Origin of the sequence: Peptoniphilus grossensis, from assembly GCF_001940285.1 — a bacterium.
Lineage (GTDB): Bacteria > Bacillota > Clostridia > Tissierellales > Peptoniphilaceae > Peptoniphilus_A > Peptoniphilus_A faecalis.
In genome coordinates this window covers 993,082-1,008,368 of record NZ_MJIH01000001.1, presented here as the reverse complement: position 1 = coordinate 1,008,368, position 15,287 = coordinate 993,082, and the positions used below count along the sequence as shown (strand labels likewise).

13 protein-coding genes are annotated in these 15,287 nt (G+C 32.4%); 9 read left to right on the top strand and 4 right to left on the bottom strand.

The features are described from left to right. Positions 1–50 precede the first annotated feature (50 nt). A complete protein-coding gene (locus tag BIV18_RS04895; RefSeq protein WP_075659552.1) occupies positions 51–992 on the bottom strand; it encodes a LysR family transcriptional regulator in 942 nt (313 codons plus the stop codon). Positions 993–1,107: 115 nt separating this feature from the next. Between BIV18_RS04895 and BIV18_RS04890 the strand changes: the two genes are divergently transcribed. The 7 genes from BIV18_RS04890 (at position 1,108) to BIV18_RS04860 (ending at position 10,026) form a co-directional block, all read left to right on the top strand. Beyond that, positions 1,108–2,316: a dicarboxylate/amino acid:cation symporter gene (locus tag BIV18_RS04890; RefSeq protein ID WP_075659551.1), complete on the top strand. Its 1,209-nt coding sequence runs from the start codon at positions 1,108–1,110 to the stop codon at positions 2,314–2,316. Between the two features lie 21 nt (positions 2,317–2,337). Then, entirely contained in the window at positions 2,338–3,555 is a 1,218-nt protein-coding gene (locus BIV18_RS04885) for a pyridoxal phosphate-dependent aminotransferase (protein WP_075659550.1), read from the top strand. Further along, a complete protein-coding gene (locus BIV18_RS04880) occupies positions 3,555–3,974 on the top strand; it encodes a RidA family protein (protein ID WP_075659549.1) in 420 nt (139 codons plus the stop codon). Before BIV18_RS04885 ends, BIV18_RS04880 begins: the two co-directional genes overlap by 1 nt. 42 nt (positions 3,975–4,016) lie before the next feature. Continuing rightward, complete coding sequence (locus BIV18_RS04875) at positions 4,017–5,291, top strand: aminotransferase class V-fold PLP-dependent enzyme (protein WP_075659548.1); 1,275 nt, start codon at positions 4,017–4,019, stop codon at positions 5,289–5,291. Positions 5,292–5,402: 111 nt separating this feature from the next. Beyond that, positions 5,403–7,115, top strand: a complete 1,713-nt coding sequence (locus BIV18_RS04870; protein WP_075659547.1) for an ABC transporter ATP-binding protein — start codon at positions 5,403–5,405, stop codon at positions 7,113–7,115. Then, on the top strand, positions 7,102–8,844 hold the full coding sequence (locus tag BIV18_RS04865; RefSeq protein WP_075659546.1) for an ABC transporter ATP-binding protein: 1,743 nt from the start codon (positions 7,102–7,104) through the stop codon (positions 8,842–8,844). Before BIV18_RS04870 ends, BIV18_RS04865 begins: the two co-directional genes overlap by 14 nt. A 9-nt stretch (positions 8,845–8,853) precedes the next feature. Next, complete coding sequence (locus BIV18_RS04860) at positions 8,854–10,026, top strand: iron-containing alcohol dehydrogenase (protein ID WP_075659545.1); 1,173 nt, start codon at positions 8,854–8,856, stop codon at positions 10,024–10,026. Positions 10,027–10,093: 67 nt separating this feature from the next. On the opposite strand, the gene BIV18_RS04855 is transcribed toward BIV18_RS04860, so the two are convergent. Beyond that, positions 10,094–10,447 carry a class II SORL domain-containing protein gene (locus tag BIV18_RS04855; RefSeq protein WP_075659544.1) on the bottom strand — a complete coding sequence of 118 codons (354 nt, stop codon included), beginning with the start codon at positions 10,445–10,447 and terminating at the stop codon, positions 10,094–10,096. Between the two features lie 126 nt (positions 10,448–10,573). On the opposite strand from BIV18_RS04855, the gene BIV18_RS04850 reads away from it, so the two are divergent. After that, entirely contained in the window at positions 10,574–11,704 is a 1,131-nt protein-coding gene (locus tag BIV18_RS04850; RefSeq protein WP_075659543.1) for a THUMP domain-containing class I SAM-dependent RNA methyltransferase, read from the top strand. A 52-nt stretch (positions 11,705–11,756) separates the two neighbouring features. Beyond that, positions 11,757–12,854, top strand: coding sequence for a SpoIIE family protein phosphatase (locus BIV18_RS04845; protein WP_075659542.1), 1,098 nt, complete (start codon positions 11,757–11,759; stop codon positions 12,852–12,854). Between the two features lie 28 nt (positions 12,855–12,882). Here BIV18_RS04845 and BIV18_RS04840 read toward each other — a convergent pair whose 3' ends face one another. Both BIV18_RS04840 and BIV18_RS04835 read right to left on the bottom strand, forming a co-directional pair. Then, positions 12,883–14,541, bottom strand: a complete 1,659-nt coding sequence (locus BIV18_RS04840; protein WP_075659541.1) for a permease-like membrane multi-spanning protein — start codon at positions 14,539–14,541, stop codon at positions 12,883–12,885. Positions 14,542–14,545: 4 nt separating this feature from the next. Beyond that, a complete protein-coding gene (locus tag BIV18_RS04835) occupies positions 14,546–15,262 on the bottom strand; it encodes an ABC transporter ATP-binding protein (protein ID WP_075659540.1) in 717 nt (238 codons plus the stop codon). Positions 15,263–15,287: the final 25 nt, after the last annotated feature.

Sequence of the window (15,287 nt, the reverse complement as noted above, 5' to 3'; positions counted from 1 at the left end):
TTGACCATAGGAATAATTGCATATTTTTATATGATTTATTATATAAGAAATTAAAGTTGAAAACTTTTTAGATATTTAATAAATTCTTTCTCCTTGTCAGAGAAGACTTTATTTTTCAGATAAAATAAGTTAACACTTCTTTTTGCATTATCACTTTTCAATTTATAATAAAGTAGTGAGTCATTAAATTTATCCTGTTTAACAATACGATCTCTAATGAATACTATTCCCTTGCCAGATTTTGCTATGTCGTAGGAAGTTTGGAGCTGATCCATATAAATTAAAATATTTGGTCTAAAACCATACTCGTAGCAAATGTTCATAGCACGATCATGTAAATCATTACCTTCTTTCAAGAAAATAAAATTTTCATTTTGAAATAATTTTAAATCAACACACTTTTCTTGGCTGACATTATCCAAATTAGTTATGTCTTCATAACTTAAAGCGAACTCAAGTAAATCATCATTTATTGAATTAGACTTAGGTACGGCCAAAATTAATTCTTCATTGAACCAAACTTTTGAGTTAAATAATTTTGGATTTAAATTTTCAACACAGACGCCTAAATCGGCCAAGTTAAATTTTAAAAAGTCATCAATCTCACCTGTTCCAATTTCTATTATTGCAATTTTTAGTTCGGGATCAATATCAGAGTATTTTTCAATAATCTCAGGGAATACTTGGGTGCAAAAATAAGTTGATCCGCAAAGAGTAAAAATATTTTGTTTAGAGTCAGTTAATTTTTTTAAATTTTCAGAAGTTATTTTTTCTAACTCCATAACTTTTTCTATTGCGTCTATATAAATTTTTCCAGCTTCAGTTAATTGAATTGGGTTTGACTTCCTATCAAATAAGACAACTCCCAAATCATCCTCAACTTTTTTTACAATGTTACTGAGAGAGGGCTGAGAAACAAACAATGATTTTGCTGCATTAGAAAAACTTTTATGCACATAAACTTCATAAACATATTCATTATAATCAAACATAATATCTCCTATAATCAAACTCATATAATCTTATACAAGAATACGTATTAGACAGTGAAAAGGTTTTACTGTTATGATTATATCATAATATATAGGTAAATTAAGGAGGTATATTATGAAAAAGTTACAATTATGGCAACAGATAGTAATCGCCATAGTATTAGGTGCATTGGTTGGAATATTTAGTCCAAGTGTAGTGCCTTACATAAAGTTTATGGGCGAAATATTCTTGAGACTTTTAAAGATGCTCATTGCACCACTTGTTTTAACTACTCTAATTAGTGGCGTAGTAAAGATGGGAGATATTCAACAACTAAGAACTGTAGGTATAAGAATAGTTCTATTTTACATTATTACATCAACAATAGCTGCAGCTATTGGAATGGGTTTTGCACTAATAAGTCAGCCGGGTAAAGGTGTTGTTGATTTATTAACTTCAGAAGTCGGTCAGGCTCAAGAGTATAGTTTCGTAGAGAATATGATAGGTTGGATTCCGACAAATATATTTGAATCTTTAACAAATGGAGATACATTACAGATAATAGTTTTTGCTTTATTCAGTGGAGTTGTACTTTTAATATTAGGTGATAGTGCAAAGACTTTAGTTAAGGTTATTGAACAAGGCGCAGACTTAATGTTAAAAATGACAGAACTTGTTATGAAGATTTCTCCTTTTGGAATATTTGCTTTAATAGCTGATATGATGACAAAACTTTCTGGATCAATGTTAATGCAAGTATTAAATATGATAATTACGGATTGGGTTGCTTGTTTAGTGGTAATTTTTATACTTCAACCACTACTAGTAAAAGCTTTAGCAAAGATAAGTCCTTTCCTTTTCTTGAAAAAAATTGCTCCAGCAATGATTGTAGCAGCATCTACAACATCTTCAGCTGCAACTTTACCTGTATCTATTGATTTATCGAAAAATGAATTAGGAATACCAGAAAAAATATATGGATTTACACTTCCTTTAGGAAACACTTGTAACATGAATGGTATGGCAGTAGCGTTAGGTGTTATTTCTGTATTTGCATCAAATTTATATGGATATGATATTACTGCAGGAGCATTAATACAATTTGTATTTATGGGTCTTGTGCTCTCTATAGGAGCTGCTGGTGTTAAAGGCGCTGGAATTGTAATGTCAACTGTTTTACTACAAACATTAGGAATGCCATTGACTTTGGTGCCTATATTAGCAGCGATATGGCCTGTAATTGATATTTGTCACACTACAGCAAATATCACAGGAGACCTAGCCGGAACTATAGTTGTAGCTCACTCAGTTGGTGAACTAGATAGAGAAGTATTAAATTCATAATAAAATATAAGGAGATAAAAAATGACTAGAGTTGAAGAAAAATTTAAAAAATTAGGTATTGATAATGCCCCAGGTCAAGAAGGGCTTCAAGCTGAAGAAAAACTTGAGCTAAGGGGTGAAAAACTTGAAGGAGAGTTTGTTGATTTTTCACATGGTGATGTAGATGCTCATCCGCCTATACCAGGTTCCTTAGAAAGATTCATTGAGTCCTATAAGGCTGGTGGAAAGCAAGCTTACTCTGAATATAGAGGTCACAAGTTTATTCGTGAAAAAGTTGCTAAGAATATTGAAGATTTCACAGGAGTAAAAATAGATCCTAATGATAATATAATTATAACTCCAGGCACGCAGGGAGCATTATTCTTAGCTATGAGTTCTCTAATTGCTGCAGATGATAAGGTAGCAATCTTAGAACCAGACTATTTTGATAATAGAAAATTAGCAGAATTTCTGGAAGCAGACATTTATCCAATCCAATTAGACTATCTAAATGCGCCTTCAGGAAGTTCAGGGATTGACTTTAATGCTCTAGAAAATGCTTTTAAAGATGGAGTAAGAGTTTTCTTATTTACAAACCCAGGTAATCCAACTGGTGCTGTTTACTCAAAGAAAGAACTTGAAGAAATAGCGAGATTAGCCAGGAAGTATGAAGTTACTTTACTTGCTGACGAATTATACTCAAGACAAATTTTTGATGGACGTGAATACCACCATATGATTAATGAAGATGTAGATTTTGACAAGCTAATAACTATTATGGGACCATCAAAGACTGAATCAATGAGTGGATTTAGACTTGGTATAGCTTATGGATCTAAGCAAATTATTGATAGAATGGAAAAACTTCAAGCTATAGTATCCCTTAGGGCTCCAGGTTATAACCAAGCAATGTTAGATTTATGGTTTGATGAACCTGAAGGATGGTTAGAAGATAGGATAAGGGCACATCAAGAAATCAGAGATGACTTAGTTGCTAAATTTAGAAGTGTTGAAGGAGTTAAGATTAGACCAACCGAAGGTGGATCTTACATCTTTCCTAAACTACCTAAACTGGATGTAAGTATTGGAGATTTTGTTAAGATTTTAAGAGCTCATGCAAATGTAATAGTAACAGTTGGTACTGAATTTGGACCACAGTTTGATGATTGCATAAGACTTAACTTCTCTCAAGATCCTAAAAAAGCATCAGATGCAGTAGATAGAATCGTAGAAATGATAGAAAGGTATAGGTCAAAATAATGGAAAAGAACCCAATTCCTCAAGGAAAATATATACCAGCTAAGAAATCACAAAATTTAATTTTTTCAGCAGGTATGACACCAAGATTAGATGGAAAATTAATTATAGAAGGTAGGATTATGCTATCTGATGATCTCAATAAGTTCAGAGATGGAGTGAGACAAGCAACAAAAAATGCACTCGTTGCTATAAAAAATACACTTGAAGAAAATCAAGAGATAGACTCTATTGTAACTATGACAGTTTATGTAAACGCTGAAGAAGACTTCACATCACAATCAAAAATTGCTGACTTTGCATCTGAATATATTGTAGAGAACTTAGGAGAAATTGCAATTTGTTCAAGAGCTGCAATTGGAGTATATTCACTTCCTGGTAATGCGCCTGTGGAAGTCCAACTTGTTGCAAGTTATAGATAAAAAAGAAGTTAGTAGAAATTTATTAAAGTTAGGAGTGGAAGTATGTATAAGAATGTTTTTTCTGATGAGTATTTAGATAAATTGAGATCTAAATTTGCTTATTTAAACTATGACCCAAGATATGGCAAGAGATTATTCATGGATAATGCAGGTGGATCTCTTAGGTTGACAGAATCAATTACAGAAAAAGTTTCTTGGGACCTTTTCCCTGATTGCCCATTGAGATATCATGAGAGGGCTTTAGACTTAACTAAACTTGTCAATGGCACAATGGAGGATCTTTTGAAAACCGTTTTTGGTGCAAAAGATGGATCTATTATGACTGAAATTTCTGCTTCATCATGTTTCTTTAAAGCAACCAGAATTATCTGTGAAAATATTAAAGGTAAGAACGTTGTAACAACAAATGTTGAACACCCTTCTGCTTATGACTCTTTAAAGATTGCAGCAGAAAAAAATAATCTTGAATTTAGGGTTGCAAAGGTAAATCCAAAAACTGGTTTTGTTGAGCCTGAAGAAGTAGCCAAGCTTGTAGATGAAGACACAGTAGTAGTAAGCGTAATTGCGGCTTCAAATATTTCTGGAAACATAATGGATTTAGAAAGAATTAATGAGTTAATTAGAGAAAAGAAAAACGATGTTTACTTCATCTCTGATGCTGTTCAACACGCACCTCATGGTGTAATTGATGTTGTAAAAGACGGATTAGACTTCACTAACTTTGCTCCTTATAAATTTTTTGCAAATAGGGGAGTAGGTTTTGGATATTGTTCAGATAGGTTGTCAAAATTAAATCATGATAAACTTCTTGCTAAACCTTATGACGAGTGGACAATAGGGACACCAGCTCCAACAGTATATTTGTCAATGAGGAAAGTAATAGACTATGTTTGTGACATTGGCAAAGAATTTATAAATACAGAAAATAGGAGAGAACAATTTGTAGAAGGAATTAATAAAATTGCAGCACAAGAAAAGGCTCTTCTATACTTCATGCTAGAAGGTGATGAAAAAATATCTGGTTTGAGACACATAGAAGGTGTTACAGTATTTGTCGATGATGAAAATCTAGATAATAGGGACCTAATAAGTGCTATTGAGATAAAGGGAATCTCCTTCCAAGATGTAGTTCTTGAGTATGCGGAAAGAGGAGTAACACTATTTAATAGGACTAACGATTCAATGTATTCTAAGAGAATAGTTGAAGCCTTAAATCTCACAGGGGCAATTCGAGTATCTCCACTTCACTGCAATACCTTTGATGAAATAAGAGAATTCTTATTGATTACAAAGGAAATAGCAGAAAAATTTAATTAAGCAATCTCTTTGATAAAATCTCAGCTGTATAAAGCTGGGATTTTTTTATTTATTAAGTCCTTTGATTATCTTTTAAATATCTATATGTTATAATGGAAAGATGGAGGATTTATGAGTATATATAAAGGACTTAATAAATATAAAATTAGAATAATAGTAGTTATTTTGCTTACCTTTGGCAATGCTTTAGGTGAACTTTTTTTGCCAAAACTTATGAGTCTTGTCATTGACAAGGGCGTGGCTTATGGCGACACAAGTTATGTGCTAAAAATTGGTGCAGTTATGATTTTTGTTGTGATACTCACTGTTATGTGTAGAGCTTCTGCTGCCTATCATTCTTCAAAAACTGCTATGGCTTTTTCGCGCGATCTTAGGTATGAACTTTTTAAAAAGATAAATTATCTCAGCTTTGATGATGTGGAACATTTTTCCATTTCATCACTTATAACGAGAACTACGGATGATGTAGATCAAGTGGAGCAAATGGTTTTAATGGGACTTAGACCGCTAATTAGAGGTCCACTTATGTTTATTGGTGGACTTATTATGGCACTTTCTACAAATGTGAAGCTTTCCATTGTGTTTCCTATTACCATTCCCTTTATTGCTATTGGAATTTTTTATGTTTTTAAAATAGGACTTCCCTATTTTCCAATTTTGCAAAAGAGACTTGATAAACTAAATGAACTTTTTAGAAGAAGACTTACAGGTCTTAGGGTCATAAGAGCTTTTTCAAAGGATGAATATGAAGAGAAAATTTTTGATGAGGCAAATATATCTTATCAAGAGATGGCTATTAAGGTAAATAAGCTTCTTGTAAATGTTAGACCGATGCTTGGCACTATTTTAAATTTTGGAATTATTTTTGTGCTATTTTTTGGTTCAAAATTAATTGACATTAGAGATTTAGGCATTGGAGAACTCATGGCTTTTATTCAGTACATTACACAAGTTTTATCCGCAATGATTATGATGAGTTTTCTTTTAACGCTTTTACCTAGAACTTTTGCTTCTATGGAGAGAATCAACGAAGTTTTAGACTTTAATTCTACAAAAACTGGTGGCGAAAAAGATTTATCAGGTGAAATTTATGAGATTGAGGCAAAAAATTTGTCCTTTTCTTATCCTGATGCAAATTTAAAGGTGTTAAAGGATATAAGTTTTAAGGTCAAAAAGGGAGAGACTCTTGGCATAATTGGTGGAACGGGTTCTGGAAAGTCGACTCTTTTAAGACTTTTGCTTCAATTTTATGAGCCGGGAGATGGCGAACTTTTTATAAACGGAATAGACATCAAGAGTTTAAATAATTATGGAGTAAGAGATAAAATCTCATATGTGCCACAGGAAAATTTCTTTTTTTCAAAAACTGTTGCAGAAAACTTATCCTATGCAAAGGAAAATGCTGAGGAAGAAAAAATGCTTGCGGCAATAAAAAATTCTGATGCAGATGGTTTTTTGGGCGAAGATCCATTGAACAAAAAAATTGCAAGGGGAGGAAAAAATCTTTCGGGAGGACAGAGACAGCGACTTGCAATTGCAAGATCACTTACTCGTGATGCGTCAGTCTATATTTTTGACGATTCCTTTTCTGCATTAGATTATAAAACTGATTATGAACTTAGACAAACTTTAAAGAAAAATTTAAGGGATAAAATTGTAATTCTAGTTGCACAAAGAGTTGCTACTATTTTGAATGCCGACAAAATTTTGGTATTAGAAGATGGTGAAGTGGCGGGCTATGGAAATCATTATAGTTTAATGAAGACAAATGAAATTTATAGGGAAATTGCGACAAGTCAGGGGCAAGCATATGAAGAAAAATAATACAATTTTAAGGATAACTTCATATTTAAAAGATTATAAGGGTCTTTTATTTCTCGCCATTTTTCTAACTATTGGCTCTTCTATTTTTGAGATAGTTTCACCAAAGTTAATGGGAAATATCACTACGCGTATTTTTGAAAATTTGAAGATGAATACAGCTATAGAATTTGATTATGTAATAAAAATTTGTATAATTATGGCAGTGGTCTATTTATTGCAAGGTGCCTTTGAATTTTTTAAGGGCAGGATTTTAGTAGATGTGACGCAGGATTTAATTGCAAAATTTAGGAGGGAAATTTCTGAGAAAGTTAAGTACATCCCCACAGCATATTACGACAAAAATAAAACCGGCGACCTTTTATCTAGGATGACCAATGATGTGGAGACTCTCGGAAAGAATTTGCAACAGACGATTTCTTCGGTTTTATCTTCTATAGTTTTAATTGTAGGAATTTTGACTGTGATGATAAAAATTTCACCAATTTTAACTTTGGTATTTTTATTTACTCTTCCTATGACTTATTTTTCTACAAAATTTATTTCTAGCAAATCTCAAGGATATTTTAGAAGAAAGTCAAGGGGTATAGGATCTATGGTAAGTTTTGTCGAAGAAAACTTTTCTGGTTCTGAACTAATTAAGGCTTTTAATTATGAAAGTAGGGCTGAGAGAGAATTTTTAGAGATAAATGAAAACCTCTATGAAGTAAGTTATCGAGCTTCCTTTATGACGGGCATCATGCTCCCTATAATGACCTTTATTTCAAATATTGGATATGTAATGCTTTCAATAGTTGGCGGGCTTTTAGTGCTATCTGGCAAGTTATTTGTGGGAGATATTCAAGCTGTGATTCAATACGTAAGAAGACTTGCAAATCCTATTGAGCAGCTTGCGGAGATGGCGTCAATTTTTCAAGCATCTATTGCAGCTGCTGAAAGGGTTTTTGAATTTTTGGATCAAGAAGCTGAAGTTGAAATTGTAAAAGATGAAATAAAAAAACCTGTGGAGGATATTGAATTTAAAAATGTATGTTTTTCCTACGACAAAGAAAAACCTGTAATAAATAATCTTAATCTTGAAGTTGAAAAAAATAAAACTGTTGCCATAGTAGGTTCTACTGGTGCAGGCAAAACTACTATTGTAAATCTTCTCATGAGGTTTTATGATATTGATAGGGGAAGTATTAAGATAAATGGAAGGGATATAAGGGATGTTTCGAGAAAAAACTTGCGCTCTCTTTTTGGAATGGTTCTTCAAGATTCGTGGTTGTTTCACGGCACAATTTATGAAAATATTTTGTACGGACGTGAAGATGCCACGCTAGATGAAGTTATTGATGCAGCAAAGAGGGCTTATTGTCATTCTTTTATTGAGAAACTGCCCAAGGGTTATGATACAGTTTTAAATGAAGAGGCTACAAATATTTCTCAGGGACAGCGACAACTTATTACTATAGCAAGGGCACTTTTGTCCGACCCAGAAATTTTAATTTTAGATGAAGCGACTTCATCTGTTGACACGAGAACAGAGGCGCTAATTCAAAAGGCGATGAAAAATCTTCTGCACGATAGGACAAATTTTGTAATTGCACATAGGTTATCGACAATTGTAAATTCAGATTTAATTTTAGTTTTAGACAAGGGGGACATTGTTGAAAAGGGTAGTCACAGCGACTTAATTGAGAAAAATGGAGTTTATGCGGAATTATACAATTCACAATTTAAGAACTAGGAGGTTATTATGAGAGATTTTATTTTTAATGTGAGTACGAAAATTCTTTTTGGAAGGGACCAAATGAAAAATTTGGCAAAGGAAATTAAAAATTATGGCAGCAGAGTTCTGCTTTCCTATGGAGGAGGCTCTATCAAAAGAAGTGGGCTTTATGACGAGATAATAAAAATTTTTGAAGAAAACAATATTTTCTACAAAGAACTTTCTGGCATTGAACCCAATCCAAGAGTTGAGTCAGCAAGAGAAGGCGTAAAAATCCTTAAAGAAAATGATTTGGACTTTATTTTGGCAGTTGGAGGTGGTTCTGTAATTGATTTATCAAAATTAGTTGCGGGAGCAGTATTTTTAGATTGTGATCCATGGGATATTGTGATTAGAAAGGCAAAAATTGAAAAGGCACTCCCTATTGGCACTATTCTTACACTTGCAGCAACTGGTTCTGAAATGGACGCCGGAGGGGTTATTACAAATCCCGAAACTAAACAAAAACTTGCATTTGGGTCACCTTACACTCTTCCAAAATTTTCAATTTTAAATCCAGAAATAACTTACACAGTTAATGCAAAGCATACAGCTGCAGGTGTCGCTGACATAATGAGTCACACAATGGAAAATTACTTCACATTAAAGGATGGAGCTTATATGCAAAATAGACTTGCAGAGGGAATTTTAAAAACTTGCATTCACTATGGACCAATTGCCATGGCAGAGCCAGAAAATTACGAAGCAAGATCAAATATTATGTGGGCATCAAGCTGGGCGATAAATGGACTTCTATCAACTGGAAAGGCGACACCTTGGTCAGTTCACCCAATGGAACACGAGCTTTCTGCCTTTTATGATATTACTCATGGCATTGGACTTGCAATTTTGACTCCAAGATTTTTGAGCTATATTTTAAATGAGGACACAGTAGATATGATTAGAGATTTTGGAGTGAATGTCTTTGGAGTAGAGCCAAGCGAGGATAAATTTAACGACGCTAAAAAAGCTATTGCTAATCTTCACAAATTTTTTGAACAAGACATGAATATTCCAATGACTCTTGGCGAAGTGGGAATTGATGATAAAAAATTAGAAGAGATGGCAGAAGCGGCAGCAAGGCATTCTGGCGGTTCAATAAAGGGTGTTGTTGAACTTAAAAAAGATGATATCTTAGAAATTTATAAGGCTTCTCTTTAATTTGAATACAATAGAATAGAAATAAAAAAGAGCTATGATTTTAAGGTCATAGCTCTTTAAAATTAAATTATGCTTCTACTGAATTTTCCCAAAGTCCATGGATATTGCAATAGCTTAGTGCGTAAACTTCTCCGCCTTTGTCAGTCTTCACAACAGTTTTAACACAAGGAACTGTAAAGATTTCACCTTCGCCATGAGCCTTAAACTCATAAGAACCAACTTCAATTGGGAATTTTTCTCCTTCTGGTTTGAAGAATACCTTAATCCATGCAATGTGGTGTTCTAAAGTATTTGGATGTTCTATTTCCTCTCCAACAATTGCTTTTATCTTTAAAAGACCATCAGCCTTTTCTACGTGGATTACAGGAACGTGTTTTTCAGATTTAAAATCAGCAGTTTGTACTGTTTCAGTTAATTTCATTTTTATTACCCCCAAATTATATTTTTTTACTACATAAAATAAATACCCTTTTTAAATTAATTAACTCATTAATTTTAAACAAAGAAAAAATTTTTCATATCTAGTATAATAAAAAAGAGGTGTAAAATGGAAAAAATAAAATTAATCGCCACGACAAATATGGGTCTTGAAGCAGTTACAAAAAGAGAGCTAATTGACTTGGGTTACGAGGACATAAAGGTTAGTGACGGAAAAATTGAAATAAATTGTGAGCTAAAGGATATAGCAATTTTAAACTTAAAACTTAGGACGGCAGAGCGTGTTTTACTTTTAATTGATTCCTTTAGAGCAGAGACCTTTGAAGAACTTTTTAACAAGGTTTTTGAAATAAGATGGTGGGACTACATCGCTAAAGATGACAACTTTATCATCCAAGGAAGAAGTAGGAAGTCAAAGTTATTTTCTATTTCCGACTGTCAAAGGATTACTGAAAAGGCGATAATCGAAAAATTAAAGATGAAATATAAAATATCTTGGTTTGAAAAAAGTGGTCCAAGAGTAAAAATCGAAGTTTCATTATTAAATGATATTGCAGAAATTACCATGGACACATCGGGCGATGGACTTCACAAGAGAGGTTATAGAGAAGTAAATTACAAAGCGCCGCTTTCCGAAACTATTGCAGCAAGTCTTGTAAAGTTAACTTTTTGGAACAAAGATAGAATTTTATCTGACCCCTTCTGTGGTTCAGGCACAATTCCAATTGAAGCTGCGATGATAGAAAAAAATATTGCACCGGGACTTATGAGAAAATTTGACTTTGAAAATTTTACTTTTTTTGATCCAGATATATTTAAAGAAGAAAAGAAAAAATGTTATTCAGAAATAAAATACGATGTAAAATTGGAAATTTTGGCTTCAGATGTATCTTACAAGGCAATTCAAATTGCAAAATCAAATGCAGAGATACTTGGGCTTGATGAAGATATATCCTTTTTCCAAAAGGATATAAAAGATATTGACTTACCAGATGATTATGGTGTAATAATAACCAATCCACCCTATGGTGAGAGAATTGGAAAAGAAGATGTTGAGGAGCTAAACATAGAATTAGGCAAACTTGCAAAGACGCTAAAGACTTGGTCCTTTTATATAATTACTGCAAATGAAAATTTTGAAAAAAATTTTGGTAGAAAAGCGCATAGAAATAGAAAACTATACAATGGTAGAATTAAAACTTATTATTACCAATATTATGGACCAAAGCCAAAAAGATAATTGTTTACTTAATTTTAATTTGTTATACTGTAAACAATAATAGGTGGTGAATATGGAAAATTATTTAGCTGAGGAAATAAATGATGACAAAATTGACTTTCAGGTTCTAAATGCCATTGCAGACTTAGTGCGAGTTTTAGATTATAACGAAAAAGTTGTCTTTGTAAATAAAGCTATGGAGGACTTGCTTGGGTATGACAGCGACAAAAAAGTTTGCATTCTGGGCGAAGATCTCTTTGACCCAGAGATAACTAGGCGTGCACTTTTAAGTGGCGAAGTTATTCAAAGGGAAGAAAATATTGGAAATATGATTTTTTCTGTAAAATGTTCACCAATTACCAATAAAAAGGGAGAAATCAAAGGCGTAGTTGAAGTTTTTAGAAATGTTACTATGGCAAGAAAGCTTCAAAGGGAAATTATCGAGAAAAATAGATTTATGACTAGCGAAACTGTGGCTGCATCACTTATTCAACAGAAAGTTTTGCCAGAAAAGGGATTTATAAAAAATCTAAAGGTAAATTATATTTACAAACCCTCCACTATTTTAAGTGGCGATATGTTTGATGTATTTGAAATTGACGATGAGAATATAGCAGTCTATATAGCTGATTCCGTTGGTCACGGTTTTGCCTCATCTATGGTAACTATGTTTATAAAATCTGTGATAAGAACTTTAGATAAATTGACACTATTATCTCCTAAAAAAACTTTAACAGAACTTTGTACTAGGTTCACTAGTCTTAGACTTGAGATAGAAAATTATTTTACCTGTTTCTACGGAGTTTACAACATAAAAAAGAAGAAAATTATTTTTTCTAATGCAGGCCACTTGCCGTTGCCGATAATGGTTCGTGACCGAGAATATATGAATTTAGAGTCTAGGGGATATCCAATTTCTAGATTTTTTGCAAAGCCAGATTATGAAGAAAAAGAGATAAAACTATATTCAGGCGATTATATTTTATTTATGACAGATGGAGTTGTAGAGGCTAGAAACTCAAAAAAAGAATCCTTTGGCTACGATAGAATTTACAACATTATATTAGAAAACAATAAAGATGTGCTAGAAATTTTAAATAGTAAATTAGAGGAATTTAACGATGGAGAACAAACTGACGACATTTCCATGTTACTTATAAATATTTGGTAAAATTAAAAAAAGCTCACCAATTGATGAGCTAAAAATATGAATCATATTCAGGCAAATTTTCTTTTAGAGAAATTTTTGCCTGATTTTTTATTGCAGTTGAAAGCAATATTGCCAAGGCTAAATAGAAAGTAGCTATAAACTTAAAAACAATTATTGAGCCTAAATTCTTAAAAATCAAATAAAATAAAAAGGCATTGAGTGCTATTGCAATCATGTTAAGTATTCCAAAAATAAACACTGGGAAATTTCTCTTAACAGCATCTTGTGGATTTTCCCAATTGAGTTTAGGGTACTTTATCCCAAAGAAAATTCCAAAGCTTGAAGAAGCATAGGAACCCAATATGGCACCACACAGCATAGATAAAATATATAGTATATTAAATTTTGTAAGGTAGGATAAAAATATTATTATGGGAAGAGTTGATACAACTTGAAAAATAGTTGAACCTAAAAGTCTTCCACTCACTTGATCTTCGTAGGCTATGGGAAGAGTCTGCATAATATAAATATTTTTGCCTTCACGAGTAATACTTGTTAAAGACAGTGGAGTCATAAAAGCTGCATAGAAAAATACTGTAAGCATAAAGGCAAAGAATAAATTAATTTTGTCAAAGCCATAAATTTCTATATTGTCGAAGAAGTTTTGAACAATACTTATATTTTCCCTTCTCTTAAAAAAAGAAAGTAATATAAAAAATGGAAGCATAAAGGAAGCAGATGCCAAATTAAAAAAGTAAACAGGCGTCCTTAATACATTGACGACATCTTTTTTTGCCAGTGAAAGAACAATTGATGTATTTTTATTTTCTCTACTGTGCCAAACCCTTGAACTTTGCACATTAGTTTTTAAAACTCCAGCAATCATTATCTTTGAAAGAGGGAAACTGAGTACATACAAAATTATTGCCATTGCAATAAGTATAAAAAAGCTTAAAGAAAAGGCAGGCAAATCACTCATTCCGTAAATTTTATTTAATAAATGAACTTGGGGGAAGAGGAGTTTTATAAAATGTACTAAATTATTTTCATTAAATATACTTGAATTTTCTGATCTATTCATAATTTGTGGCAATAAGGTTACACAAATAATTATTATAGAACCAAGGGTTTGCAATAAATTTTTCAAACCGCCAATACCTGCGAAAGCCCTCATAAATAAAATTAATAGAGTAGACAAAATTAAAATAGTAAAAATAATATTTGATAAATTCAAAAAGATAATTGAAAAAAATTTTAAAAAACTTAAATTCGCAAATCTTATTAAGGGAAATACCATTGGAACAAAAATTATAAAACTAATAACCAAGGAAGGAAGAGCAGAGCCCAAAATTTTTGAAAGATAAATATTATTTCGCCTAATTGGAAGGGGAAGAAGTATTTCCACATCTTTTGAATAATAAATTTTAGAAATAATATTTGCACTTGTAAAAATTAACACTCCAATGGAAACAAATCCAAAAAATGCCATTAGCACTGTATTTGACATGCCATTTTTAGCCATAGGTATTATAAAAGCGAGAATTAGCATTAAATATAGAAATCCAAGGTAGATAAATAGAATTGCAAGTCCAAATACTGACAAAGCTTTAAAAGATCCACCCCTTTTTGATGGCTTTTTAAGGGGAGCAATAAAATTCAAATAGAGGTCTTTTTTTAAAAGAGTCTTTAATTCTAAAAATTTGTCCATAAAATCACTCCGTAAGTTCCAAAAATATTTTTTCAAGACTTCCACTATCCTTTGCAGAAGCCCTAATCTCTTCGAGAGTTCCCTTTGCAATTAATTTGCCCTTGTTGATAATTGCAATTTCGTCGCACATTTTTTCTGCAACTTCCATGACATGAGTTGAGAAGAAAACTGTGCCGCCCCTTTCGGCAAATTCTCTCATAATATTTTTTAGTCTAAAGGAACTTTTTGCGTCAAGTCCCACCATGGGCTCGTCTAAAATTAAAAGTTTTGGCTCGTGAATAAGTGCGCCAATTAAAACTATTTTTTGCTTCATTCCATGTGAGAGAGCGGAAATTGTCGCATCTAAATTTTCTTCCATCTCAAAAATTTCTGCGTATTTTTTTATGTTTTCATTTCGCTTTTCTAAACTAAGTTTAAAGACATCGGCGATAAAATTTATATACTGCCTCGCAGTCATATTGTCGTAGATGTCAGGATTGTCTGGGACATAGGCAAATTTTTTCTTTGCCTCAATTGGGTCATATAAAGTGTCGACACCATCAATTTCAATTTTTCCTTGGTCCTGTCTTAACATGCCAACTATCATTTTAATTGTAGTAGTTTTGCCTGCACCATTGGGGCCTAAGAAACCATAGACAACACCATTGGGCACCTCTAAGTTTAGATCATCAACTGCAATCTTTGTTGCAAAAAATTTCTTTAAACTTTCTATTTTAATCATATTGCCTCCTTGCTTTTATATCTTC

Coding starts and splice junctions, on each gene's coding strand:
- BIV18_RS04895 (WP_075659552.1), bottom strand. CDS start 992: ATGTTTGATTATAATGAATATGTTTATGAAGTTTATGTGCATAAAAGT.
- BIV18_RS04890 (WP_075659551.1), top strand. CDS start 1,108: ATGAAAAAGTTACAATTATGGCAACAGATAGTAATCGCCATAGTATTA.
- BIV18_RS04885 (WP_075659550.1), top strand. CDS start 2,338: ATGACTAGAGTTGAAGAAAAATTTAAAAAATTAGGTATTGATAATGCC.
- BIV18_RS04880 (WP_075659549.1), top strand. CDS start 3,555: ATGGAAAAGAACCCAATTCCTCAAGGAAAATATATACCAGCTAAGAAA.
- BIV18_RS04875 (WP_075659548.1), top strand. CDS start 4,017: ATGTATAAGAATGTTTTTTCTGATGAGTATTTAGATAAATTGAGATCT.
- BIV18_RS04870 (WP_075659547.1), top strand. CDS start 5,403: ATGAGTATATATAAAGGACTTAATAAATATAAAATTAGAATAATAGTA.
- BIV18_RS04865 (WP_075659546.1), top strand. CDS start 7,102: ATGAAGAAAAATAATACAATTTTAAGGATAACTTCATATTTAAAAGAT.
- BIV18_RS04860 (WP_075659545.1), top strand. CDS start 8,854: ATGAGAGATTTTATTTTTAATGTGAGTACGAAAATTCTTTTTGGAAGG.
- BIV18_RS04855 (WP_075659544.1), bottom strand. CDS start 10,447: ATGAAATTAACTGAAACAGTACAAACTGCTGATTTTAAATCTGAAAAA.
- BIV18_RS04850 (WP_075659543.1), top strand. CDS start 10,574: ATGGAAAAAATAAAATTAATCGCCACGACAAATATGGGTCTTGAAGCA.
- BIV18_RS04845 (WP_075659542.1), top strand. CDS start 11,757: ATGGAAAATTATTTAGCTGAGGAAATAAATGATGACAAAATTGACTTT.
- BIV18_RS04840 (WP_075659541.1), bottom strand. CDS start 14,541: ATGGACAAATTTTTAGAATTAAAGACTCTTTTAAAAAAAGACCTCTAT.
- BIV18_RS04835 (WP_075659540.1), bottom strand. CDS start 15,262: ATGATTAAAATAGAAAGTTTAAAGAAATTTTTTGCAACAAAGATTGCA.